General features: G+C 31.7%; 21 protein-coding genes and 1 other annotated feature (1 of these 22 running past the window's edge). Of the genes, 19 read left to right on the top strand and 2 right to left on the bottom strand.

Translation table 11 applies throughout. From position 1 onward, the window contains the following. Positions 1-54: a binding site (T-box leader), on the top strand (it extends 155 nt beyond the left edge of the window). A 76-nt stretch (positions 55-130) separates the two neighbouring features. The 8 genes from trpS (at position 131) to BLV37_RS06800 (ending at position 9,648) form a co-directional block, all read left to right on the top strand. Then, complete coding sequence (gene trpS / locus BLV37_RS06765) at positions 131-1,126, top strand: tryptophan--tRNA ligase (RefSeq protein ID WP_091729081.1); 996 nt, start codon at positions 131-133, stop codon at positions 1,124-1,126. A 162-nt stretch (positions 1,127-1,288) separates the two neighbouring features. Next, positions 1,289-1,900 carry a superoxide dismutase gene (locus BLV37_RS06770; protein ID WP_091729084.1) on the top strand — a complete coding sequence of 204 codons (612 nt, stop codon included), beginning with the start codon at positions 1,289-1,291 and terminating at the stop codon, positions 1,898-1,900. A 259-nt stretch (positions 1,901-2,159) separates the two neighbouring features. After that, a complete protein-coding gene (locus BLV37_RS06775) occupies positions 2,160-2,543 on the top strand; it encodes a metallopeptidase family protein (protein ID WP_091729087.1) in 384 nt (127 codons plus the stop codon). Positions 2,544-2,585: 42 nt separating this feature from the next. Continuing rightward, positions 2,586-3,602 (top strand): ABC transporter permease subunit, encoded by a 1,017-nt coding sequence (locus BLV37_RS06780; RefSeq protein ID WP_091729089.1) that lies wholly within the window; start codon positions 2,586-2,588, stop codon positions 3,600-3,602. After that, positions 3,599-6,040, top strand: coding sequence for an ABC transporter permease subunit (locus BLV37_RS06785; protein ID WP_091729092.1), 2,442 nt, complete (start codon positions 3,599-3,601; stop codon positions 6,038-6,040). The genes BLV37_RS06780 and BLV37_RS06785 overlap by 4 nt, the downstream gene beginning before the upstream one ends. A gap of 24 nt (positions 6,041-6,064) precedes the next feature. Next, positions 6,065-7,045 carry an ABC transporter ATP-binding protein gene (locus tag BLV37_RS06790; RefSeq protein WP_176967902.1) on the top strand — a complete coding sequence of 327 codons (981 nt, stop codon included), beginning with the start codon at positions 6,065-6,067 and terminating at the stop codon, positions 7,043-7,045. Beyond that, a complete protein-coding gene (locus BLV37_RS06795) occupies positions 7,046-8,026 on the top strand; it encodes an ABC transporter ATP-binding protein (RefSeq protein WP_091729098.1) in 981 nt (326 codons plus the stop codon). It begins immediately after the preceding gene. A 362-nt stretch (positions 8,027-8,388) separates the two neighbouring features. Continuing rightward, positions 8,389-9,648: a uracil-xanthine permease family protein gene (locus tag BLV37_RS06800; RefSeq protein ID WP_091729100.1), complete on the top strand. Its 1,260-nt coding sequence runs from the start codon at positions 8,389-8,391 to the stop codon at positions 9,646-9,648. 219 nt (positions 9,649-9,867) lie between these two features. Here BLV37_RS06800 and BLV37_RS06805 read toward each other — a convergent pair whose 3' ends face one another. Continuing rightward, on the bottom strand, positions 9,868-10,923 hold the full coding sequence (locus BLV37_RS06805) for a DmpA family aminopeptidase (RefSeq protein WP_091729103.1): 1,056 nt from the start codon (positions 10,921-10,923) through the stop codon (positions 9,868-9,870). 175 nt (positions 10,924-11,098) lie between these two features. On the opposite strand from BLV37_RS06805, the gene BLV37_RS06810 reads away from it, so the two are divergent. Continuing rightward, positions 11,099-12,559, top strand: a complete 1,461-nt coding sequence (locus BLV37_RS06810) for an NAD(P)/FAD-dependent oxidoreductase (RefSeq protein ID WP_091729105.1) — start codon at positions 11,099-11,101, stop codon at positions 12,557-12,559. 156 nt (positions 12,560-12,715) lie between these two features. Further along, positions 12,716-13,777: a Glu/Leu/Phe/Val family dehydrogenase gene (locus BLV37_RS06815; RefSeq protein ID WP_091729124.1), complete on the top strand. Its 1,062-nt coding sequence runs from the start codon at positions 12,716-12,718 to the stop codon at positions 13,775-13,777. Between the two features lie 68 nt (positions 13,778-13,845). Here BLV37_RS06815 and BLV37_RS15030 read toward each other — a convergent pair whose 3' ends face one another. Then, positions 13,846-13,998 carry a hypothetical protein gene (locus BLV37_RS15030; RefSeq protein ID WP_176967903.1) on the bottom strand — a complete coding sequence of 51 codons (153 nt, stop codon included), beginning with the start codon at positions 13,996-13,998 and terminating at the stop codon, positions 13,846-13,848. A gap of 134 nt (positions 13,999-14,132) precedes the next feature. Between BLV37_RS15030 and BLV37_RS06820 the strand changes: the two genes are divergently transcribed. The 9 genes from BLV37_RS06820 (at position 14,133) to BLV37_RS06860 (ending at position 25,786) form a co-directional block, all read left to right on the top strand. Continuing rightward, positions 14,133-15,347 carry a hypothetical protein gene (locus BLV37_RS06820; protein ID WP_091729127.1) on the top strand — a complete coding sequence of 405 codons (1,215 nt, stop codon included), beginning with the start codon at positions 14,133-14,135 and terminating at the stop codon, positions 15,345-15,347. 19 nt (positions 15,348-15,366) lie between these two features. Further along, on the top strand, positions 15,367-16,035 hold the full coding sequence (locus BLV37_RS06825) for a response regulator transcription factor (protein ID WP_091729129.1): 669 nt from the start codon (positions 15,367-15,369) through the stop codon (positions 16,033-16,035). A 4-nt stretch (positions 16,036-16,039) separates the two neighbouring features. Then, a complete protein-coding gene (locus BLV37_RS06830) occupies positions 16,040-17,473 on the top strand; it encodes a HAMP domain-containing sensor histidine kinase (RefSeq protein WP_091729132.1) in 1,434 nt (477 codons plus the stop codon). A 312-nt stretch (positions 17,474-17,785) separates the two neighbouring features. Beyond that, on the top strand, positions 17,786-20,014 hold the full coding sequence (locus BLV37_RS06835; RefSeq protein WP_091729135.1) for an ABC transporter substrate-binding protein: 2,229 nt from the start codon (positions 17,786-17,788) through the stop codon (positions 20,012-20,014). A 210-nt stretch (positions 20,015-20,224) separates the two neighbouring features. Next, positions 20,225-21,097 carry a carbohydrate ABC transporter permease gene (locus BLV37_RS06840; protein ID WP_091729138.1) on the top strand — a complete coding sequence of 291 codons (873 nt, stop codon included), beginning with the start codon at positions 20,225-20,227 and terminating at the stop codon, positions 21,095-21,097. Positions 21,098-21,107: 10 nt separating this feature from the next. Beyond that, complete coding sequence (locus tag BLV37_RS06845; protein WP_091729140.1) at positions 21,108-21,971, top strand: carbohydrate ABC transporter permease; 864 nt, start codon at positions 21,108-21,110, stop codon at positions 21,969-21,971. Between the two features lie 15 nt (positions 21,972-21,986). Further along, positions 21,987-23,267: an efflux RND transporter periplasmic adaptor subunit gene (locus tag BLV37_RS06850; RefSeq protein WP_091729143.1), complete on the top strand. Its 1,281-nt coding sequence runs from the start codon at positions 21,987-21,989 to the stop codon at positions 23,265-23,267. Between the two features lie 18 nt (positions 23,268-23,285). Next, positions 23,286-24,665, top strand: coding sequence for an ABC transporter permease (locus BLV37_RS06855; protein WP_091729146.1), 1,380 nt, complete (start codon positions 23,286-23,288; stop codon positions 24,663-24,665). A 20-nt stretch (positions 24,666-24,685) separates the two neighbouring features. Further along, positions 24,686-25,786, top strand: coding sequence for an ABC transporter ATP-binding protein (locus BLV37_RS06860; RefSeq protein WP_091729149.1), 1,101 nt, complete (start codon positions 24,686-24,688; stop codon positions 25,784-25,786). Positions 25,787-25,838 lie beyond the last annotated feature (52 nt).

Below are 25,838 nucleotides of genomic sequence, written 5' to 3' on the forward strand. Positions count from 1 at the left end.
GGAGTCATTTGACTAACTAGAGTGGTACCGCGGAATCAGCCTTTCGTCTCTTATTGAGATGAGAGGCTTTTATTTTTTATTTATAATATGTATAAAAATAGACTATTTAAAATAATAGGAGGTAATAAGTATGAGTGAAAAGAAGGTAATATTTAGTGGAGTTAAGCCTACAGGAGAACCTACCTTAGGCAATTACTTGGGAGCACTAAAAAACTGGGTAGAGCTTCAGGATGACTATGATTGTTATTATTGTATAGTAGACCTACATGCTATTACTGTACCTCAAGAGCCTAAAGATTTAAGAAGACGCTCATTAGAAATATTAGCTCAATATATAGCAACAGGTATAGAGCCTGAAAAAAACACATTGTTTTTTCAATCTCATGTAAGTGCACATGCTGAGCTATCTTGGGTGCTAAACTGTATTTCATATATGGGGCAATTAGGTAGAATGACCCAATATAAAGAAAAGTCACAAAAAGGTGAAGAAAATCTAAATGCGGGATTGTTTACTTATCCTGTTTTAATGGCGGCTGATATATTATTATATGGAGCTGACCTAGTACCAGTAGGAGAAGATCAAAAGCAGCATTTAGAGCTCGCTAGAGATTTAGCTATTAGGTTCAATAATAGATACAGCGAAACCTTTAAGATTCCTGATGTTTACATGTCGAAGTTTGGAAACAGAATAATGGGTCTACAAGATCCTTTAAGCAAAATGTCAAAATCAGGTGATGACGAAAATGATTATATATTAATAATTGAGGATGCAGATGTAACAGCAAGGAAAATAAAAAGAGCAGTTACGGATTCTATAGGCATAGTTAAATATTCGGATGAGCAGCCAGGAATAAAAAATCTAATTACAATATATTCTAAGTTTTCAGGAGAAAGCATAGCTGATATTGAAAACAAGTATGAAAATCAAGGCTATGGCAAGTTTAAAGGAGATTTAGCTGAAATAGTAGTTGAAGGACTAAGACCAATTAGAAAGAAATATTCTGACCTTATGAATAACAAAGACTATTTACAAACAATATATACAGAGGGAGCAAGAAAAGCAGAATATGTAGCTAATAAGACTTTAAGAAAGGTATATAAGAAGGTTGGATTTATACCAAGATAGTGTAAAAGATTATATCAAAAAAATCTATTGCTTAAGAAAATCTATAGCAATAGATTTTTTTAGTTTTTCCAAATGATAATGTTTATCATTTGGAAAAGTGGATATATATATAATACATTGCAAATAAACAAATTAACATATATAAAGTAGAGGAGAGATATTATGAAATTTGTATTACCTAAATTAAATTATTCCTTTGATGCATTAGAGCCGCATATAGATAAATTAACCATGGAAACACATTATTCTAAGCATCATCAAGCCTATGTAGATAACTTGAACAAAGCCTTAGAGGGACATGAGAAGTTTGCTGATATGGATATTGAAGACATATTAAAAGGTCTAGAAGGCTTACCAGAAAGCATTAGAAAAGCTGTAAGAAACAATGGTGGAGGACATTATAATCATACACTGTTTTGGGATATAATGTCATCTGAAGGTGGCGGAAGCCCAGAAGGAGAGTTAGCTTCAAAAATTGATGAAGATTTAGGTGGATTCAATAAATTTAAAGAAGAATTTAAAAAAGCAGCCTTAGGACAGTTTGGAAGTGGCTGGGCTTGGTTAGTCATAGATACTGATGGGAAGCTGGCTATTGAAGCTACTCCAAACCAAGATAACCCAATTTCAAATGGCAAAAAACCAATCCTTGGTATAGATGTATGGGAGCACGCATATTATCTAAAATATATGAACAGAAGAGGAGACTATATTGATTCTTGGTGGAATGTACTAGATTGGAAAAAGGTAGCTGAAAGATTTGAAAAATTAAAATAAGAGTAATATTTAGGGCCCTGTAGAAGTTCAATGCAGGGTCTATTTTTTTGCTATAAATTATAGTGAAACCAAATTTAGAGGAATATGCATGTATGTTGTAGAATAGATTATTTAAATTTTTTTATATACTATACTCAGGCAACTGGATTAGTTAATGCTCATATTACAAGATGCTTTAGATATGAAGGCTGACTGTTATAAGAGAAAGAAATTAGTTTCTAGTATTTTAAATAAAATCTGATAAGAAAGGATGTTACATATGAATAGTTTTCCAACCATAGAAGAGGTTCACGCAATACTTGATGAAATAGCTGAGGAGTTGCCTCAAGAATTATTTGAAAAATTAAATGAAGGAATTATTCTCCTACCAGAATATAAAATGCACCCAGAAAGCAGAGCAACAGATATACTTTACATCATGGGAGAGTATTCTCATGGTATAACTGGAAGACGTATAACAATATATTATGGTTCTTTTAAGAAAATTTATAGCGGTACATCTCTTATAGCTTTGCGAGAAAAATTAAAAGGTACACTATTACACGAGTTTACTCATCATTTAGAGTCCTTAGCAGGTGATAAAGATCTTGAGATAGAGGATGCTGAAAATTTAGCAAGATACAAAGAAAATAAGCTAAAATGATAAAGCCTATACCTAGCTTTACAATTCTTGGGGGGGATATGTTTGAAAAGGATAATTAAATTGCTAATTAAATCTATTTCATGGCTTTTGATTGCATTTATTATTTTGACCCTAGTTATAGCTATAACTAAACTATCTAAGCCTAGACAGATAGACATAGATATTAGTTCCTTAAGTGATATTCAAAGGGAAATATTCTTAAGAAGATATGGTGGAAGCACTACCATAACTACGAGCACTTCCTTTGAAACCTTAAAGGATGATGTTATTAGCTATTATAAACTGCTATTGAAAGGTGATCTTGGCTGGACATATAAGATAGTTAGAAAAGTAGATTCTATGGGCAATCGCGTATCTTATCGAGAGAACCTAGAGCCAATAAATGAAATCTTAAAAACAGGATTTTTTAGATCTATGAAGCTATTAGTTAGTTCTTTAGGCTTAGCTTTAGTCTTAGGAATCCTTAAAGGCGTATTTGATAGTAAAAAACATAAAAAAAACAACTCAACCTTTAAATTATTTACTACAGTAATTGGACTATCAATTCCAGTTATTTTCTTAGCTCCTTTATTTCAATTCTTAGGCATATGGCTTAGAAATAAATATGGATTCAATATAGATGTTGTAGGATATGAAAAATTGAAGCATATGGTATTACCTATGATAGTTCTTTCTATTCTTCCAACCATGTATATTGCTAGGCTAATTGCAGTTGCCATGGACAAGGCTTATGAAAATGAATATGTTAGAACAGCAATAAGTAAGGGGAGTTCAAGGCTTAGAGTAATGTGGGTACATGTTTTTAGAAATGCTATTGTAGAAGTAGCAGGCTCACTTCCTGCAGTTTTGACTATAATTATTTCAGATCTTGCAATTGTTGAATATTTATTTGAGTATAAAGGCCTGACATATATGATGATTGATTTTTATGATAAGGGTCAACCAGATGCAGTAACTGGCTTGGCTTTAGTGCTATGTGCAATATATTTATCCTTTTATTCCCTATTTAAGCTTCTGAAATTTGTTTTAGATCCCAAAAGAGGGAGGGCTGTCATATGAGAAAGATTAATATTCCACTAATAGTAGGACTTATAATAGTTTTAGGTGTATTAGTTTTAATTTTCTTCGGTGAGTATTTTGCGCCTTATGACGCTAGCTATGGTGAAACCTCGGGATGGTTTATGAATGATAAAGGTGAAAAAGTTTTTAGAAGAGCACCATTTCCACCAGATAAAAATCATATTTTTGGAACTGATAATGGGGGTAGAGATGTTCTCAGTGTAATAATGGCGGGAGCAAAAAACACGTTTATGATTGTTTTTATAGCTACATTTTTGAGATTTTTAATTGCTACACCTATTGCTTTCTTTGCTGCTTTTGGAGAAGGGATTTCTAAACGCCTAATAACTATATTTTCTTCTACCTTTAGTGCAGTACCTAGCTTGTTAATATGTATAATGATTTTAAAAATAGATGCAATAAAAAATCTAGAGCTAATACCTTCTATTATAGCTTTTATAATAGTTTTTACTATTGTAGGCTGGGGGAGATTGGCTAGTACTATTGAAGACAAAATAAAGGATATATTAAATCAAGACTTTATTCAAGGTGCTATTGCAGCAGGAAAAAGTAAGTTTGCCATTGCAACACAAAATGTTTCTGTGCATATTATGCCTTCAATGATTATTTATTTATTTCTTGAAATTGCATTAGTACTATTATTACTTGCCCAGTTAGGGATATTTGAAGTATTTGTTGGTAATAAGCAAGTATTCGTTGTAAAAACTGTAGGTAGCATAAGCAGGTCAAATTTTAATTATTTCCCAGAATGGGGTGCTATGCTTGCATCAACTAAAAGATCTGTAACAGGAAATATGTTTTGGATTTCTGCCTTTCCCTTATTAGTTTTTTCAGTTAGTATAATTGGATTTAATCTATTAGGTGAAGGATTAAATTTTGAGCTTAATAAGAGAAATTCAAGATTTATTTCATATGTGAATAAATTTTGGTTCCATTTATCACCCTTAACCTACATAAGTGAATTAATGCATTTTAAAGAAAAACGAAAAAATGTTATAGTAAAAACATTGACAATTGTTGTAATAGTATTATTGATAGTTGTTCCAGTGTTAAATGCATTGCTAATATTGGATAATGGGGTAATGGGCCATGTTATGGAAGTTGATAATGATATATACCAGGGTAGACTAATTGGTTCCATAGGCCATGAAGAATTTGGGAATTATATCATAGATAAACTAAAGAGCTACAATATTAAGCCTTTATTTAATGGAGATTATATTAGTGAATTTACAATAAATCCAACTATAAATATTATTAATGATTCTAAATTCACTATATTAAATGAAAAAGACGAGATAATAGATGATTTAAAATACAAGGTAGATTATTACTTAGAAAGCTGGTATTCTAATTCAATAGATAGATTAGAGGGAGAAATTATTACGGTAGATACTTATCTCTCAAAGGAATACACTCCATCAAAAAACTATATTCTTTTGTTAAATCCTAATGGAAGTCAAAATGCTATTTATGACAAATTAGTTAATGAAAGAAAGGAACACAAGCATATAAAGGGAGTTATAGTTCCAGATATTAAGTACTCAACATTTATTCAAAAGAGAAATGATTTAGATGAGAAGGGATTAACTAGAGTATTAGACAATGTACAGGCTTATAATGAAACTGCGCCTCCTATTAAGATTAATGTAGGGAAGATTGCTGCTATGAAGCTGTGGAAGCTGGAGGGGAGTAAGGTATTAATAAATAGTTTTATAGACAATCAAGAAGGACTTGTAGGTAAAAACATTGGTGGTATTATACAAGGAAAAAATCAAGAAAATCCTATTATAATAGCTACTACCTATGATTATTTAGGCTTTCACGATTTAGGGGCAACCACTGGTGTAGAAGATTTTACTAAATACAAAGGACTTTACGAAAATGGTACATCTATAGCAGGTAGTTTGGAAATAGCCAAGAATTTAGGAAATATTAAGCAAACCCCTGAAAGGTCAATTATTTTCATGTTTATAGATGGATCTAAAATAACTATTGAAGGCTTCTTAGATATTGAAAAACAAGGCATACTTGATGAACAACCACTATTAATTCTTTTAAGGTTTATGGGAATTAACAAATGGGGTAGAACGGAGGACAGTCTTTATTATAATACAATTGTAAATTCAAATATTGGACTAGAACAGGATTTTCATAAATGGCTTAGAAGAAATTCCTCAAAGGATTATTTTATCATAGGAGATAATCAAATTAGCGAAAGAAATTTGCTGGTATTATCAGATAAGGACATGGTAGGTATTGTATTGCAAGGTATTAAGGAAAAGGAAAGAGGCTTGCATTATGGTATGGTTCAATCAAACGTAGAAGAAATAGATACTGATAGATTGACTGCACATATTCAATATCTTTTAGATAGTATTATAGATATGGTTTATGGGAAGATATGGCTTAAATAGACTCTATAAGCTGAATGGAGGAGGGTGCAAATGAGGTTATTAGAGGTTAAGGATTTAAGGACTTATTTTAAGCTTGAAGATAAAACTATTTATGCAGTAAGTGGAGTAAGCTTTACTATAGATGAGAAAGAAGTAGTAGCATTAATAGGTGAGTCAGGAAGTGGTAAAAGTGTTACAGCCTTATCTATTATGGGATTAGTTCCTCAACCACCAGGTATTATAGAATCTGGAATTATAGAATTTCAAGGTGAGGATTTATTAAAGAAAAAAGAAAAAGAAATGAGAAGCATAAGAGGAAATAAACTAGCTATGGTATATCAAGAGCCTATGAATTCACTTAATCCTTCACTTACAGTTGGATATCAAATAAAGGAATGTTTGACTATACATAAAAAAGCAAAAGGAGAAGAAGCAAAAAAAATGGCCATAGAAATGCTTAGAAAAGTAGAAATGGCAGATCCAGAATCCATATATGATTCTTATCCTCATAAGCTTAGTGGAGGCATGAGACAAAGAATAATGATAGCTATGGCTCTGATATGCAATCCCAAGCTATTAATAGCAGATGAACCTACTACTGCTTTAGATGTAACTATACAGGCGGAAATACTTGATTTAATCAAAAGATTAAAGGATGAAATTGGCACATCAGTGTTATTGATAACTCATGATTTAGGTGTAGTTACAGAGATGGCAGATAAAATAATTGTAATGTATGGTGGTAAAATCATGGAGATAGCTTCAACAAATGCTTTATATAGCAACCCATCACATCCGTATACAATAGGCTTGATGAAATGTATACCAAGAATGAATAAAACGAAGGAGAAGCTTTACACCATAGAGGGGGCAGTTCCAGATATGTCTTTCCTGGCAGCAGGCTGTGAGTTTTATGATAGATGTGAGAAAAAAACTCAAATATGTAAAGAAAATACGCCAGAATTATTAGAAATAGAAGAAAACCATTTCGTAAGGTGCTTTTTATACACTCAGGGGGTGAAATAAATGGAAGGGAAAACACCCTTGATAGAAGTAAGAAATTTAACTAAACACTTTCCTGTAAATCTAGGTATTATAACTGACAAGCCTAAGACTATAAAAGCAGTAGATGGAGTATCTTTTAAAATCCATAAGGGAGAGACCTTCGGACTTGTAGGAGAATCAGGATGTGGCAAAAGTACTACAGGAAATCTTATTCTTAGGCTACTACCAGCAACTTCAGGTGAAGTATTATTAAATGGTGTTAACATTCAAAATTATAGGGAAAAAGAATTTAGAAAGCTAAGGAAGGATTTACAGATAATATTTCAAAACTCCTCCTGTGCTTTAGATCCTAAAATGACCATAGAAGATATATTGTCTGAACCCTTGCTAATTCATAAAATAGTTCCAAGAATGGAAATATCAAAAGAAGTAAATAGGCTACTCCAGCTAGTTGGACTGTCGAGCTTAGCAGCAAAAAAATTCCCTCATGAGTTTAGCGGAGGTCAAAAACAAAGGATTGGCATAGCCAAAGCATTATCAACAAGGCCTAAATTCATATTATGTGATGAGCCGGTTTCATCATTAGATGTATCTATTCAATCTCAAATATTAAACTTAATGGGTGATTTGCAAAAAGAATATAGCTTAACATATTTATTCATAGCACATGGGCTAAATGTAGTGAGACATGTTTCAAGTAGGGTAGGAGTTATGTATTTAGGGAAAATAGTAGAGATAGGTGATGTTGAGCAAATATACAACAATCCTAGACATCCATATACACAGGCATTAATATCGGCATTTTTGGAGCCAGATCTGGAGTATAAAAGAGACAGGGTTATACTTAAAGGGGAGATACCAAGTCCAATTAATAGACCTAAGGGTTGTGCTTTTCATCCTAGATGTCATAAAGCAATGGATATTTGTAAGGAAAAAGAGCCTTTATTAGCAGAAATTGAAGAAGGTTATTCGGTTTCTTGCTTTTTAAATGAATGTAATTAACACAAATACTATATTATTAATTTGAGCATAGGTGTTCATAAAACTACCTATGCTTTATTTATCTTATGCTGTGTTTTCTAGAATAATTAGGGTATGTATATTGTAAGTTAACGGCACACAAATACCCTTCGTTAACTATCAACAAATTAATCCCAGAAAGATGAAAATTTTTGTAATAAAAGCTTAGTAGAGATAGGGTACAATTAAGAGCAGATACATGTTGGGGATTAGCTGTAAAAGGAGACATTATCACCCAACTAGAATCAAAGCATAGAAAAGAGGAGGTGAACACTAAGCAATCGTTTTCAATATTAAAAGGAATTATAATTAAATTACTAATGCCAAACTAAAAGGAGGAAAACATGAGTAAACAGAAGAAACAAGTTCAATATCCAATTACTGACATTAGTGTTTTGGGACCTGGAAGAGGAATAGCTCTTGGGCTACAGCACGTATTCACATTATTTGCTTCAACAGTATTAGTTCCCATACTAACTGGACTTGATGTAGGAGTAGCTCTAATTACATCAGGAATAGGAACATTACTATTTCACTTTATTACCCAAGGCAAGGTTCCTGCTTATCTAGGATCGTCTTTCTCATTTATTGCACCTGTAATAATGGCAGGAGAGTTATATGGTCTTGAATATGCACGTGGTGGTATTATTGTTGCAGGTATAATATATCTTATATTTGCATGGTTAATATCTGTTTTTGGTGTTGAAAAAATAGTAAGATTTTTCCCGCCTATCGTAACAGGACCAATAATTATTGTTATTAGTATGACTCTTGCACCTAATGCTATAAATATGGCATCGCAGGATTGGCTTTTATCTATGGTAACACTAGCTACCATTATTGGAGTTGCAATGTTTGCAAAAGGATTCTTTAAAATAGTACCAGTTATCATTGGACTAGGAGTAGGCTATATATTAGCCGCTGTATTGGGCAGAATAGATTATACACCTATTGTTCAAGCAGCTTGGATAGGAGTTCCAAACTTCTCGCTACCTAAATTCAATATAGGAGCAATAATGATTGTAGCACCTATAGCACTAACTACAATAGTAGAACATATAGGTGACGTTTTGGCAATGAGTGGAGTAGTTAAAAGAGATCTTGCTAAAGATCCTGGATTAAGCAGGACTCTTATGGGAGACGGTGTAGCTACATCATTTGCTGCTTTAATTGGTGGACCAGCTAACACAACTTATTCTCAAAACACTGGTGTTGTTGCTCTTACTCAGGTATGGGATCCAAAGGTTATGAGAATAGCTGCTGTAATGACTATAATGATAGGGCTTATTCCTAAGCTAAATGCATTTACAAGTACTATACCAAAGCCTGTAATTGGTGGGGCGGTAATAGTATTATTTGGTATGATAGCTTCCATAGGAGCTAGAACACTTGTAGATAATAGAGTGAACTTCTCAGTAACTAGAAACATGATAATAGCTGCAGTTATATTAGTATTTGGTCTAGGTGGAGCTGTAATTCCTATAAAAATAGGACTTGTAGAAATTAAACTTGTAGGAATGGCTCTAGCCGCGATTGTAGGTATTATTTTAAATATAATATTACCTCATGACAAAGAAGAGGAAGCTGAAAAATCAGCAGCTTAGTATTTCTCTTTATATGTATCATGACTTGAAACTATATTAAAATTATATTAAGGCATAGGAAGGAGGATATTGCTCTAAACAAAGCAATATCCTCCTTTTGCATAAAACTTCTTTATCGATAAAGCTTATGATGATATACTAAAATAGTAAAAGCTAATAAGGAGCTTGATGTGAATATGATTTATTGGGTTACTGATATGATAATACCTAATCTAATACTCATTGTTTTTTAACAATATCAATAAAATCCACAAGGGAATAGACCTTCTTATTATCTCTACCAACCGTAGTGTTAGAGCAAATTAAAGAATTTATGATAGCTTCTTCTGTAGCTTCTACAGTGGCTCTAAAAACCTTATTGATTTTATTTTCGTTTATAACACTTATATTTATTATGCTCTCAGTCTCATAATGACTGATTATATTTGCAGTTGAAAAGCCTATACATACTTCACCACTACTACTGCCTGTATAGCTACCAGTTCTAGATATGCCTGGATGCATTCTTTTTATAACTCTTTTTATTTGCCTGGAGGATAAAGGCAAGTCTGTGGCTAAGATACATATAATTGAACCCTTGTCCTCAGACTCTTCGCATTTATCTATTAATTTTTTTATCTTTGGGCCAATATGCTCCTTGTTGAGAGTAAAATCCTCTAAGGAGCCAAAGTTAGATAACACTAATACACCAATAATATATTTTTTATCATCTAGCTCTATTACTCTGGAGGAAGAGCCAATCCCTCCCTTTAAGCCATAGCATATCATACCAGTACCGGCTCCTACATTTCCTTCGAGAAAATCTTCATTGCAATCATTTAATGCTTCAAATATATATGAAGGCTTTATATGTAGACCTCTAATATCATTTAGTTCACCATCATTACATTCACAAACAATTGGATTAACTGTACTAGTTGATACTCCAATATCTTCGTTGGATTCTAACATATACCTGACTATGGCCTCATATCCAGTGCCTACGCTTAAAGTATTCGTAAGTATTATTGGGGTTTCTATTGTACCTAACTCTTCAATTTGTATAAGACCAGTAGATTTTCCAAAGCCATTTATTACATGGCAAGCAGCTACTAGCTTATCTTTAAACAGATTACCGCTATGAGGCATAATTGCTGTTACACCTGTTTTTATGGCGCCATTATCTAAAGTATAATGTCCTATCTTTACTCCAGGAACATCGGTAATAGAATTTTTATTACCTACAGGAATAGAACCAATGATAATACCGTATTCTCTAATTTTTTTATTATACATACTGCACCCCCTAAAAATATTTTAACAAAATAATATTTACTTGACTACAATTCATGTTCATTCTAAAATAGCTTAGAAATTAATATTTTTATGTTTTCAAACATATTGATGTATTTATTCTAATTCTTTCTATTTATAATATACTTTAGCAAAGAATTTATGAGGAGGGGATAAAGTGTATGATGTCATTATAATTGGGGCAGGCATAATAGGAACTAGTATAGGTAGAGAGCTGTCTAGGTATAAGGTTAAGGTATTGATTCTTGAAAAAAACATGGATGTATCTATGGGAGCCACAAAGGCTAATAGTGCAATTGTACATGGGGGCTATGCAGAAAAAAGTACAACATTAAAGGGAAGACTCTGCTATGAAGGAAGATTACAATTTAAGAAACTAAACGAGGAGTTGAATTTTGGATTTGAAGAAAGGGGCTCCTTAGTAATTACTAAGGAAGATGACAAAGAGCCGCTGGAAAGGTTAATGGAAAATGGAATTAAAAATGGACTCTCTGATTTAAGTATTATTGGTCCAGATGAAACAAGGAAAATAGAACCAATATTAACTCATGATGTTAAATGGGCATTATACTGTAAAGGTGCAGGGATTTGTTCTCCATATGAAATGGCTATAGCTATGGCAGAAAATGCAATAAAAAATGGCGCTACATTAGAGCTCGAAAAAGAGGTTATAGATGTAAAAAGGGTAGAAAATGGGTTCAGAGTAATAACAAATGTAGGAGAATATTATGGTAAATATGTAGTCAATGCTGCAGGATTATATTCAGATAAGATTTCTAAAATGGTAGGAATAGATGATTTTGAAATACTTCCAAGAAGCGGAGAATATATCTTATTTACAAGAGGTACTGGTGAGCCAATCAATACAGTTGTTTTCCAACTTCCAACTAAGCTTGGTAAGGGTGTTTTAGTTGCATCTACCTATTATGGAAATCTTTTAATCGGACCAGATGCAAATGATAATACTGATAAGGAAGATACATCAACACATTTGGAAAGAATAGCGAAAATATATAATCAAACTAAAGCTTTATATAACAAAATAGATCCTAGACAATTTATAAGAAGCTTTACTGGGATCAGGGCTAGAAGCTCAACAGATGATTTCATTATCGAAGAAACAAGAGTTAAAGGCTTTATTAATGTGGCGGGCATACAATCTCCAGGCTTAACATCATCACCAGCTATTGCAAAAATGGTTATAGGAATTCTAGCTGATGGAGGACTAAAACTAGAAATTAATCCAAATTTTGATCCATATAGAAAACCAATTATAACTAAAAAGCCCCTAAGACCAATTAAGGAAATAAAGGATTTAATAGAGCTTCCTTTAGGCTCTAAAGGAAGGATAGTATGCAGGTGTGAACAGGTATTAGAAGAGGAAATTGTAGATGCATTACATAGGGAAATAAAAGTCAAGACTGTAGATGGTGTAAAGAGAAGGACTAGGGCAACTATGGGATGGTGCCAAGGTGAATTTTGTAAGCCAAGGGTTATAGAAATCATGGAGAGAGAATATGGTGAAAAAATAGATCCCTCATATGACATAGAACATAGTGGAGTAAATAGAGTTCAAAAGTCGGAGCTGTTAGATTATCTGAAAAGCCTTAAAGAATAATAATAAATTTGGGCTATTTTTTTCAGCTTTATTAAGGAAAATTAATAGTTATTAACAATTGTTGAAAACGTTATCATTTAGGTTTATAATTTAAAAGGACAGATTATATTTTTTACACAAAGCATTATAAAAAATATAAATATAGGGGGAAGCATTATGAAAATATTTGATTACTTAGAAAAATATGATTATGAACAGTTAGTTTTTTGTCAAGATCGTAATACTGGATTAAAAGCGATTATAGGAATTCATGACACTACTTTGGGACCTGCTTTAGGGGGAACAAGATTTTGGAACTATGAAAGCGAAGAGGACGCAATCATAGATGTTCTAAGATTAGCAAGAGGTATGACTTATAAGAGTGCAGCAGCGGGTTTAAACCTAGGGGGAGGAAAGGCAGTAATTATAGGAGACCCAGAAAAGCTAAAAAGTGAAGAGTTACTAAGAACATTTGGAAGATACGTAGAAGGCTTAGCTGGCAGATACATTACTGCAGAAGATATGAATATTGGAACTCAAGACGTGGCATACATAAATGATGAAACTGATTATGTTGTAGGCCTAGAAGGTAAAAGCGGGAATCCATCTCCAGTAACAGCGTTTGGAGTATTTAGAGGAATATTAGCAGCTGCTAATGAAGTTTTCGGGAGCGATGATTTAACAGGAAAGGTAGTTGCAGTTCAAGGAGTAGGTTCAGTGGGATATCATGTATGTAAGCATCTACATGAATCCGGGGCAATACTATATGTTACAGATATTAAAAAAGCTAATATTGAAAGAGTAGTAAATGATTTTGGTGCTACAGCAGTTGCTCCAGATGAAATTCATAAAATCCAATGTGATATTTATGCTCCATGTGCAATGGGTGCAGTAATAAACGATTTCACAGTTGATCAACTTAAATGTAAAATAGTTGCAGGTGCTGCAAATAATCAATTAGCTGAAGAAAAACATGGGGATATGCTAAAAGAAAAAGGCATCCTTTACATTCCTGACTACGTAATTAATGCTGGCGGTGTAATTAATGTATATGAAGAATTACAAGGATACAATAGAGAAAGAGCTATGAATAGAGCTGCTAATATTTATAATGTTGTGAAGAAAGTAATAGAAATATCTAAGAGAGATAATATATCAACCAGTAAAGCAGCTGATAGAATGGCTGAAGAAAGAATAGAAAAGATTGGGAGAACTAAAACTCTTTATTTGAATAAATAATTATTTGTATATTTACTGGTCTTTTTGATTTGCTTAAATTAAGCCTCTGCAGTCTGCAGAGGCTTAATTTATTTTATATTTTTCATAGCATTTTCAGCAAATATTGTAGTCACAATATTCTCATAATCAGCCCTTTTATCTAATTGTCCAGCCATTTCCATAATGTCCATCATGTGATTTTGACCATCCTCAAAAAAAGCTATATAAATTTTAAAAAGCATAATCTTCTTAATTAATATATAAGGGTTTTGTTTTGGACAAATCCTGCCTTTTTTGTTAAAATAAATAATAGGATTAAAAAATTAACAAAAATTTTGACAAATAAATTTTAAGATAAGTATTTGGAGATTAAACTATGAAAAAACGAATAATTTTGTTAGTATTCATTTTTAGTATAATTTTTCTACTAAGTTGTGAAAAACAAGGCTATAAAAGAATAATAGTAGAAGAAGATGTTGGATTAGAAAGGGAATCCCCTATAGATCCTTCTATTTTTGGACAAGTATATCTGGATATAGATAGAATTGATTATTTTTACCCAGCCTTCTATCATAGGGGGGAAGTATATGGATATCTAAAAAAAGGCCATGGCAACGACTCCATTGGTAGAAGATATTTATATAAATTAGATATAAATAATAAATTAACGGAAACATTGAAGGAAAGCATAGACTTCAAGCAAGGGTCTAACAAGGTTGGATTTATGGAAGATCAAGTTTACACCATCGATTACATCGCGGGAAATAAAGCTACTCCACTACCAAAATTATCTAAAATAATTAATGAACTAAGAGAAGATGAAAAGGGAAACCAATATGAAATATCCTATGTGTCTGGAAGTAATAGATACTTAGTTATAAATGAAATATCCCCCAATGGGGAAATAGCAAATATTTTCTTATATGATTTAGCTCAACAAATGTTCTATAAAAATTATAACAATAGATATGGTGATATATGCTATGTTTTTGAGTTAGGATCATTGATATGGATAGATCAAAAAGATTTTAAGATTTATAAAATCCAACTTACAAATAATTATTACACTTTAGAAGAATATATTGATTTAGGAACAGATGAAGATATAAGTAGAGTAAGGGGAATTATGAAAAATGGTTATGAGTTAATCCTTTTACATGATGTAAGATTAGGAAATAAAGACGATTGGAATTTAATGGGGACATCTGCTGTTACAAGTTATAATTTTGAAACTAATGGATATGTTAATTTATTTAATAAATCTATTGATGAAAACTTGTACATTGAATATTTAGGACATGGAATCTTTATATCAGAAAGCTTTGATATATTTAGAGACTATATTGAAATAACTGAGAGAAGAATCTACTATCATAATTATACTGAACTTGTACTAGTTTACAATGAAGAGCTTCAAGAAAAATCACAACAAATTTATCCAGAAATAAATGTGATAGTTAATGTGGCCGAGAATGAGATATTTTCCACTAAGGAAATAAAGAAAATGATTGACGGTATTCCTGTTACTAAAAGCGTCATTTACCAGAGAATTAATATATTTCGCCCAAATAGGAGCTTGAAACCAAACTAGAGAAATAGGGGGGACAGAAATGACCAAAAAGATATTAGTAATTGAAGATGAATACTCAATTAATGATATATTGACATTAACCTTAATAAATGAAGGATATGAGGTAGAAAGTTTTTTTGATGGAAAAACAGCATTGGAAAGGATAGAAGTATTTAAACCAGATTTGGTACTTTTAGATTTAATGCTTCCTGATATAGATGGTTTTGAAATCTGTAAGAAAATATCTAAAGACCTTTTAGTTATTATGATTACGGCTAGGGATAGTATTTTTGATAAAATTATAGGATTAGAGCTAGGAGCAGATGATTACATAATTAAACCATTTGAAATTAAGGAAGTAATAGCTAGAGTAAAAGCATTATTTAGAAGTATTGAAAAAGAAAAACAAATTTTATCAGAAGAGTTTATTGAACTAGGGGGAAGTATAAAAGTAGATTTACTTGGTGAACGAGTATTTAAAAATGGCGAGGAAATTCAATTAAAGAGACAAGAATCTGACTTGTTTTTCTTTCTATTAAAAAACAGAAATAGAGTATTTACTAGAGCTGAGCTCTTAGATAGTGTCTGGGGATATGATTATTACGGAGGCTCTAGAACAGTTGACGTTCATATTAGAAGAATTAGAGATAAGCTAGAAACATCCACCATTATAGAAACTGTATTTGGGAAAGGCTATGTAATGAGGTAGAACAATGTTAAATACTATTAGAGGCAAGATAACCACTGGAATTATTTTAATCAGTTTCATAATCCTAATAATAATAAACCTTACCATATGGAAGATATTTGAGGATAATTTGCAAACTTCCATATTAAATGACATGAGGAGAATTATGTCAATAATACATTATGGACTTGAAAGACAAGTAATAAATCCACAGGGAAACATAAATTTATATAATAGAAGTAACTTATGGTCAGTTATGAATAAAGAAAATCTCCAATATGATATATATTTGTCAATAAAGTATGATAGTGATGATTATATCCAGTTTGCAGGTGATATCATTGATAAAAAGAGCACAGAAAAAATTATGGAAGATAGTGATAAGAAATCATCACTACTATATATTCACAATGAGGGTACAAGATATTTTGCTACCTATTCATATCCAGTATATTTAAAGGATAAATATATAGGTATATTCGTATTTCAAAAGGATTATTTAGCTCAATATAATAATAATAAATATTTGATGACAAGAATATTAGTTATTCAATTTATTTTGTTTATAATAATGATACTAGTAAATTTTATTTGGCTAAAAAAGTCAACTAACTCCCTAAACACATTGTTAAAAGGAATAAGGTTTATAGGTGAAGGGGAATTCTCCAATAGATTAGAAGCAAAAAGTAATGACGAAGTGGCTATAATCATTCACCATTTCAATAAAATGCAGGATCAAATATCAACACAAATGGAATATTTGCAACAGGAGAAAATTAAAAGCGAGAAACTGGAGAAAGCCTCTAGGAATTTTTTCAACTATGCAACCCATGAGATGAAGACTCCAATTACTTCAATTACAGGATACGCACAATTATTAAGTCAGAGTAAGATAGATGATAAAACAAAGGATAGAGCATATGAAAGGATAATAACAGAAGCTGATAGAATGAATAAAATGGTTCAAAACATGTTAATTGTAGCTAAAGGTAAAGAAATAGAAAAGGAACATTACGAATACTTTGACTTAAATGAACTGATGAGCAAAATAATTAAAGAATATGAAGTAATATATAATAGAGGAAAGATAGAACTTAATTTAGAAAATGAAAGTATTATTATCCTTAGCAGTGAAGAAGAAATCCGGGCAGTTATTTTAAATCTTATTGATAACGCTATAAAATATAGTGTAGATGGACAAATAAAAATAAGATCATATTTAGATAACTATGCATATATAACACTAGAAAACAAAACATTACCTATACCTGAGGGAATAAAAAATACCCTATTTGAGCCATTTGTTAAATATAATCATGGCAATCAAAAACAAGCTAGCTCTGGACTAGGACTCTATATATGTAGAGAATTAATTGAGAAAAATAACGGTAAATTAAATTATAATTTATATGGAGATATAATTAGTTTTACAATTAAGCTACCCATAGTTACCAATTAAAATAGATGCGGATTTACAAGTCCCCATCTATTTTTTTTATGACCTAACCCGATTGTTTCGGATGCCTTTCCGAAAGAATCGTAGGTAGGTCAAACGCAACGAGCACCAAATCTGTACGACCGTAGGGAGTAAACAGATTTGTGTAGCGAGACTGCGGAAAATGCCTAACCCGATTGTTTCGGATGCTTTTCCGAAATATATTTAACAACTTGGAAACATCTGGGTCATATTTGGCAAAAACTTGTTGATATAATTTTTCTTAAGATATCTTTATATTTGGCACTATACAAATTGTAAGAAGGAGGATACAAAATGTCATACAAAAAAGTATTAATTATTTTACTAACATTTTCACTCATGTTTGTATTCTATGGGTGTACTAAAGATAGAGGGACCACAGACGTAGCTAAGAATATCACAACATATAAAGAAATTATTTTAAATGATGTATTAGAAGCGAAGAATATATTAAGCGTGGGCTTAGATATTAATAACCAGCCAGTGTTATTTATTCTTGGCAAGGATAGTAGAAAGTATATAGTTTTAGATGAAAATGGAGCAGTTAAAAAGGAGATAAACACTGACTTTAGTGGAAGACCAAATGTTTTCACTTTTGATAAAAACAATAATATGTACATACTAGCAGATAAACCAGAGTTAAATGAGAATAGAGAAATAACGTCAATAAGTAAAAAGCTTCTTTTTTATGATAATGAGTCTGATTCTATTACTGAAAATAATGTAATAGGACAATTAAATGATACTACAGCAAGGTCAATAGAAGATACTACGAGAAAAATAAAAGTAGATAGTAAAGGTAACATATATGCTCTAAAGCTAGGCGGAAGCATAGAAGTATTTGACAGTAACTTAAATATAAAAAAAGTATTAGATTCAACACCATATTGGGACATAGAAATGGATGAGGAAGACAATATTTTAGCACTGAAGTATGGTAGAGATGATAATATTCTAGACAAAATAGACACAAACAACTATAAAACAATATGGAGCAAAGAGTATAGCTACACAGATGGACCAAATAAAATCTACTATAACAAAAACACTAAGAATCTGTATGGAATAAATGCAGGATGGGTAGCAAGATATGATTCAAAAGGAAATCTAACAAGTAGAATTTTAAACACTGGAGAATTATCAGAAATAGATATGATACTTGATTTTATGGTGGATAATAGTGAAGAAATATATTTATTAGCAGATTGTCAAGATAGTTATAAGCTAATCAAATATATAGAATCAAAATCTGAAACAATGGCAAATACAGGAACAGAAGAAGAAAAGACAGAAATAACTGTTGAATTAACTAGAGACTATGACAATCTATTTACTAAGGCAGCAAGGAAATTTGAGGAAATTAATCCTGATATAAAGGTTACAGTTAATTTATATCCTGACCTTGATGAATATCAATATAGTGATAAGCTAAATACAGAGATAATGGCAGGTAAGGGACCAGATATCTTATATCTACGTCCATGGGACTATATAAGAACATATATAGAAAAAGGTATACTAGTTAACCTAGATGAGGTCATAGAAAAGGATAGTGAATTTATTATCAAAGATTACAACACCCATATAATTGACAATGCAAGGTATAAGGATGAATTATATACTATGCCTATAAACTACTACCAATTTTATACCTTTGTACTAAATGAAAAACTACTAGATGAAAAAGGAATAAATTTAGATAATAATCTAAATTGGAAGGATGTATATGCCCTTTCAAAAAAACTAAATGAAAATAGTCTAGAACAAATATATGTTTTACCTAAAATTGATGATTGGACCTTATATGAACTTATACTATTACAGGATATAGATTATTACTTGAACTGGAATAAAAAAGAGGCTAAGTTTAATAGCAAAGAATTTATTGAAACCTTAGAACTAATGAGGTCCATAAAAGAAGACAATATACTACATCCAGATTTATTATGGTATGAGATAATGAATGCAACTAACTATGGCGAAATAAAAGATTTAAGCAATATAGCAATATATCTAGGGCAAACCCATTCGTATGGCTATATACAGGGCCTAGGGTCTTTCTATGATGGCTTTACTGCCGTATCGGCACCTAAGGGAGAGTATACAGGAAATAGGTTATACTATAGCGATTTTTTAGCTATAAATTCTAATTCTCAGCATAAAGAAGAGGTATGGGAATTTATAAAATTTATAATAACAGAGGAAGCTCAAACTTTTGATGAGAGGATAATACAAGGAACTTTCCGTATTAATAATAATGCAAGCCAAAAACAAATTGATAGGATGTTCGAGTATCAAGAAAAAAACAAATCGTACATGGAAAAAAATAAAAGCTATTTTGCAAATGAAGAAGATATAGAGAAACTTAACAGGGTAATAGGCAATCTAAACAAGCCTAAAACGTCAGAACCTTTATATGATGTAATAAAAGAAGAAGTTGATCGATTCTTAAATGGTGAAAAATCAGCAGAGGAAGTAGCTGAACGACTGCAAAATAAGGCTGATATATATTTAAATGAATAGGATGAAGCACATCTATAGAGATCCTTCACTACGTTCAGGATGACTGGGATCTTGTTAGGATGACAGAGAGTTTGTTATTAGGTGAAGAAACTAAGCGATGAACACAAAGCCAAAAACATGGCTTTGGTTCCCTGCTTATCTGAGGCGCAGTCGAAGAATCTTGCTTTTCAATTGTGAACTGTGAATTGTAGTAGAAAGGGGGAATGTACTATGCTTTCTAGGTTCAGCATAAAAGATAAGTTTATAGCTGTACTATTCATTGCTCCAAGTGTAATTGGTATATCAGTATTTTATATCATTCCATTTATATGGATGGTAATTTATTCCTTCTTTGATAAGCCTGTAAATGGAAGTTTTGTAGGATTCAAAAATTATATTGATTTAATCAATAATGGGATATATAGGAAAGCACTGTCCAATACTGCCATATTTACAGGAATCAGCGTCCCATTGATTATAATATTATCTTTAATATTAGCAATCTTATTAAATCAAAAGATACATTTCAAACACACACTAAGAACTTCTTTTATAGTTCCATTAGTTGTACCAGTGGCTTCAGTTATTTTATTCTTTGAGTACATATTTGATTATCATGGGCTTGTAAACAAAATTTTTTCAATGCTTAATATAAACGCTACAGATTGGCTAAATTCACCTCATGCTATGCTTGTAGTGATTATAATATATGTATGGAAAAACCTCGGATATAACATGATATTATTTTTAGCAGGACTTCAAGGTATACCTAAAGAATACTATGAAGCTGCAGATATAGATGGAGCTGGAGCTCTAACTAAATTTTTCAATATAACATCAATTTATCTAATGCCTACTACTTTTTTCGTAATAATCATATCTATAATCAGCTCTTTCAAGGTATTTAAGGAAGTATATCTTTTATCAGGCAGCTACCCACATGAAAGCATATATATGCTCCAACATTATCTCAATAATATGTTTAGTAAACTTGATTATCACAAGCTGGTCACATCAGCTGTCCTGATGGCTGTCGTATTATATTTAATCATATTTATATTATTCAAGATTCAAAAAAAAGTAGAAAGATATATTGAAGGCTAGGGGGATAAGCATGAGGAAAAACAAAAAACTAGCAGTTACTATATTCTTAATTACATTTGCTTTATTGATACTTTTGCCTCTTATAGTGACAGTTACCAATTCCTTTATGGGAAACCCTGAAATTATGGAAAGCCATGGAGTCTTTACAAGAGAAGCTACAGAGAGAGAAAAAGAAAAATTTAGAAGCGTTAAATTGATTCCAGATAGTATTGTGTTTGAACAGTACTATGAAGTTTTAGTAGGAAAATCAAAGTTTTTAAGGATGTTTTGGAACTCGGTTTTTCTAGTACTTCCTATAGTAATATTTCAAACAATAATATCTTCATCAGCTGCATTTGTATTTGCTAAAATGAAGTTTAAAGGAAGAGATACGCTCTTTTTCATATATATTATAATTATGATGATGCCATTTCAGGTTACTCTCGTACCAAACTATTTAGTATTAGACAAGCTAGGCATTTTAGACAATTACATGTCCATAATACTTCCCGGAATCTTCGGGGCATTTGGAGTCTTTCTTTTGAGACAGTTTATGATTTCAATTCCAAATGAATATATTGAGGCAGCAATGGTTGATGGATGTTCATTGGCACAGATTTTCTTTAAGGTCATTCTTCCACAGTCAAAAGGAGGAGTAGCTTCGCTAGCCATATTATCATTTATAGATAATTGGAATATGGTTGAACAGCCATTGATATTTTTAAAGGATACAAATAAACACCCGTTGTCCATATATCTTTCTGTAATAAATAATTCTGAACTAGGTATTGCCTTTGCGGCCAGTGTTATATATATGATACCTGCTCTTTTGGTATTCTTATACGGACAGAATTATCTAATCGAGGGCATATCTAATTCTACAATTAAAAAATAAGGGGGGCTAATTATAGTGGAAGATACTAAAAAAACCGATATGAGAAAGAAAAAAATACTTAAAGCAGGTCAAATTTTTCTTATAACAATTATAATACTCACATTTACTTCAAAAAGCATTCGCAATTTAACCCTTCCAAAGGTTAGCACTATGGATGCAAAGTCAGGAAGTTTAATTGTAGAAATAGCCACAGATGGTATAGTAAATGCTGTAAAAAGGATAGAGCATTATATTGATTTTTCGGCAACGGTTAAAGAAGTAAAAGCTTCTTTGGGTGATATGGTGGTCTCGGGAGACACTATACTAGTTTTAGATAAAGAGCCTTTAGAGCTTGACCTAGTAAAAAAAGAAATTGCCCTTAAAAGATTAAAACTTCAATACGACAAGGCTATGGCAGGAAATGTAGAAGACGTACTATACACATATGAACAAAAAATAAAAGAAGCAGAAACTGAACTTTCAAAAATAGAAGAAGAAGTTAAAATAAAAGATCAATTATATAATGAAGGGGCTATCGCTAAAAAAGAACTAGATAACGCCATTAGACAACTTGACCTAGCAAAACTGAAGTATGAAAACGCTAATAATGACTTAGAAAAACAATTAGAGAAGTCAGACAAAGAAAAAGAAAATAGGGAAAGAGAAATAGAGCTTATGAAGCTTGATATATCAAGTGCTGAGATAGAAATCGAAGAGCTTAAAAAGATGATTAAAAACTGTACTGTAATCGCCACAAGTTATGGAACAATTAAAGAAATCAACTTTAAAGAGGGAATGGTCGCAAATAATTCAAAGCCACTATACATTTTAGACAGCCCAGATAAAGGGTTTGAAGCCATCGTTACAGTAAACAATGAGGAGAGTCAATACTTAGAGACTGGAGATAGTGTTCAAGTATTTTTGAAAAGTGGAAACAGCGGTGCATTAAATGGGGAAATAAAATCTATAAAAGATGCTGAAAATACGGGCAAAAAACTAGTGACAGTAGGACTTGAAGACGATAACCTCAAGGGCGGAGAAATAGTTGAGTTTTATATGAAAAAGCCTATAGGCTCATACAAATACCTTGTACCTAGGCAGGCTTTAAGAACAGATGAAAAGGGGAAATTTGTTTTTACTCTTGAAGAAAGGCAAGGACCATTAGGAAAAGAGTATTATGTTGTTAGAAATGGCGTCACAGAGGGTGATTCTGACAATAACAATGTAGGTATTTTTTCGGGACTAATGGGTGGTGAACGTATAATTGTAAGAAGCAGCAAACCTATATCTGAGGGCAGTCTAGTTACAATAGAATAATATAGGGAGGAAGGTGATATGAGATTTAGATTTGAGAAGAGGCATATATTAATATTTTTATTCATCTTTTCATTATTTTTAAGCCAATCAATATATTTATATATACAAGACTTAAATAGCAGCGTAGGCTATGAAAAGCTGGCAATCAGATTAAAAGAGAAGTTACCTGCTGAAAGGGGATTTAATATTGACCAAATAAGTAAGCTAAATAGAATTGTATCACCAGACATGGCTACATACTATGCATTCAAAGATTCAGCAGTGTCTGGAGCTAGACAGGTTCAAGTATATGGAGTATTAGGAAATTTTAATGAGTTTAACAGAGTTAAGTTAGTAGAGGGCTCTTTTATAGATGAAAACGACAATAGACTAAAAAGAAATGTTGTAGTAATTGAAGATACAGTAGCAGAAAGCTTATTTGGCAGTGGAGAGGTCTTAGGATTAGAGATTGAGGTATATAATAAAAAATTTGAGATAATTGGAATAATCTCTACAGAGAGAGCAGCAATAGAAAAACTGATTGATATAGGGAGCTCACGTATTTATATACCACTAAATACTATGAATAACTTAACTGAAGCCTACATAGGGAATGTTGAGTATAAGAATGAAAGAAGTAACTTAGACATTGACGTTATAAAAGACAAAATAGCTTTGATAGGGAATGTTAATAATGATTTTTTAATTGAAGATTTTAATATAGTAGGCAGTCAGCAAAGACAGAAGCACGATATTTTATTATTTGTATTAGGAGTATATTGCTTATATGTGCTTATTAGATTGATTGTAGATATTATTAAACATATTGTGTCTTATTCTAAGGACAGTTTAGAGGATAACTACTTTTTTGAGATGATAAAGAATGGGAAAAGGGTGTATATAAAAGGGATTTTAGCTATAGCTGGAATATTAGTTTTAGGTTTTTTTATCTGGAAAAAGGTCTCATTTAAGTTTTATGTAACGTCAGATAAGATTCCTGATAATCCTGCTAGTATCATACAAATTTTAAGTATGGTGACAAAGTATATAACTGAATTTGTTAATTATAATTATACTCACCCAGTTTATGAAATTAAAGTGTATGGTTTTTTGCAGAAGCTTAACACTACAGTATTTTGGGTAGGTTTAATATTTGAAATATTGTACTTAGCATCTATAAAAGGAAAGAAATCAGGCAAAATCAAAGAGAACATAAATGTATTGCTTAGTAAGGGAATTTGTTTGATAGCTTCAGTTTGGATATCTGTTATGTTTATATACTTACTGGGATTACCAGTTATGATTTCAATGGTAGATGTATTGCTTATATGGATTAGCTTTATCATTGTATATTTTTATTATCAAGGAGAGTACTTAAGGTGGTTTTTTGGCGAGGCGGGGAAAGTACAGGAGGTATAGAGAACTAAGGGGGGAAGGTTTTGGCATCTATTACATTTAAAAACATATGTAAAATATATGATAAAGAAGTAGTTGCAGTAAAGGACTTCAATCTAGAGATACAGGATAAAGAATTTATAGTTTTAGTAGGGCCTTCTGGCTGTGGCAAAACCACTACTTTGAGAATGGTGGCAGGATTAGAGGAAATAAGCTCAGGGGAACTGTATATTGATGAAAAGAAAGTCAATACTGCATTGCCAAAGGACAGAGATATTGCAATGGTGTTTCAAAACTATGCATTATATCCTCATATGACGGTTTATGACAATATGGCATTTGGACTGAAAATAAGAAAGATGAAAAAAACTGAAATCAAAGAAAGAGTAATAAATGCAGCAAAAATATTAGATATAGAAGAGCTTTTACAAAGAAAACCCCGTGCATTATCGGGTGGACAGAAGCAAAGAGTTGCTATAGGTAGAGCAATAGTGAGAAATCCTAAAGTGTTCCTAATGGATGAGCCGCTCTCAAATCTAGACGCTAAGCTTAGAAATGAAATGAGAGCAGAAATAATTAAATTACATAAAAAATTACAGACAACATTTATATATGTAACCCATGACCAGACTGAAGCCATGACATTAGGAGACAGAATAGTAATTATGAAGGACGGATTTGTCCAACAAATAGCTTCACCTCAAGAAGTATATAATAACCCTGCTAACGAATTTGTTGCAACATTCGTAGGTATACCGCAAATGAATCTATTTGATGCGGAGCTAATTATGGAAGATGATGAATATATACTTGCCTTAAATGGGCATAAAATAAATATATCAGACAAGCATAAGAAAATACTAAAGTTTAAAGATATAAAGCCTCAATCTGTTAGGGTGGGAATTAGACCTGAAAATATAATGATATCAGAAAAGACACCAGAAAGCTTTGAAATAAATGTGGATATGTCTGAGCTTATGGGACATGAAATGCTAATTCACAGCAAGCTATATAATAGCCATATTATTATAAAGGCTCAATCTCGCTTAAATATTAAGGCTGATGACAAAATAAATATATCCTTCATGACAGATGAACTGCATTTATTTGAAAAGGAGACAGGTCATAACTTACTGCAAAAATAGAAGGAAGGGGAAGTAATAAGCAAGGAAAAGTCTCAAATAATATTTTAAGGAG

It is taken from the genome of Proteiniborus ethanoligenes, assembly GCF_900107485.1.
Classification (GTDB): Bacteria; Bacillota; Clostridia; order Tissierellales; family Proteiniboraceae; genus Proteiniborus; species Proteiniborus ethanoligenes.

Excerpts from the sequence above, each read along its gene's own strand:
- BLV37_RS15030 (WP_176967903.1), bottom strand. The coding sequence starts at position 13,998 with ATGCTTTTTAAAATTTATATAGCTTTTTTTGAGGATGGTCAAAATCAC.
- trpS (WP_091729081.1), top strand. The coding sequence starts at position 131 with ATGAGTGAAAAGAAGGTAATATTTAGTGGAGTTAAGCCTACAGGAGAA.
- BLV37_RS06825 (WP_091729129.1), top strand. The coding sequence starts at position 15,367 with ATGACCAAAAAGATATTAGTAATTGAAGATGAATACTCAATTAATGAT.
- BLV37_RS06835 (WP_091729135.1), top strand. The coding sequence starts at position 17,786 with ATGTCATACAAAAAAGTATTAATTATTTTACTAACATTTTCACTCATG.
- BLV37_RS06855 (WP_091729146.1), top strand. The coding sequence starts at position 23,286 with ATGAGATTTAGATTTGAGAAGAGGCATATATTAATATTTTTATTCATC.
- BLV37_RS06800 (WP_091729100.1), top strand. The coding sequence starts at position 8,389 with ATGAGTAAACAGAAGAAACAAGTTCAATATCCAATTACTGACATTAGT.
- BLV37_RS06830 (WP_091729132.1), top strand. The coding sequence starts at position 16,040 with ATGTTAAATACTATTAGAGGCAAGATAACCACTGGAATTATTTTAATC.
- BLV37_RS06770 (WP_091729084.1), top strand. The coding sequence starts at position 1,289 with ATGAAATTTGTATTACCTAAATTAAATTATTCCTTTGATGCATTAGAG.
- BLV37_RS06820 (WP_091729127.1), top strand. The coding sequence starts at position 14,133 with ATGAAAAAACGAATAATTTTGTTAGTATTCATTTTTAGTATAATTTTT.
- BLV37_RS06815 (WP_091729124.1), top strand. The coding sequence starts at position 12,716 with ATGAAAATATTTGATTACTTAGAAAAATATGATTATGAACAGTTAGTT.
- BLV37_RS06785 (WP_091729092.1), top strand. The coding sequence starts at position 3,599 with ATGAGAAAGATTAATATTCCACTAATAGTAGGACTTATAATAGTTTTA.
- BLV37_RS06775 (WP_091729087.1), top strand. The coding sequence starts at position 2,160 with ATGAATAGTTTTCCAACCATAGAAGAGGTTCACGCAATACTTGATGAA.
- BLV37_RS06805 (WP_091729103.1), bottom strand. The coding sequence starts at position 10,923 with ATGTATAATAAAAAAATTAGAGAATACGGTATTATCATTGGTTCTATT.
- BLV37_RS06795 (WP_091729098.1), top strand. The coding sequence starts at position 7,046 with ATGGAAGGGAAAACACCCTTGATAGAAGTAAGAAATTTAACTAAACAC.
- BLV37_RS06840 (WP_091729138.1), top strand. The coding sequence starts at position 20,225 with ATGCTTTCTAGGTTCAGCATAAAAGATAAGTTTATAGCTGTACTATTC.
- BLV37_RS06845 (WP_091729140.1), top strand. The coding sequence starts at position 21,108 with ATGAGGAAAAACAAAAAACTAGCAGTTACTATATTCTTAATTACATTT.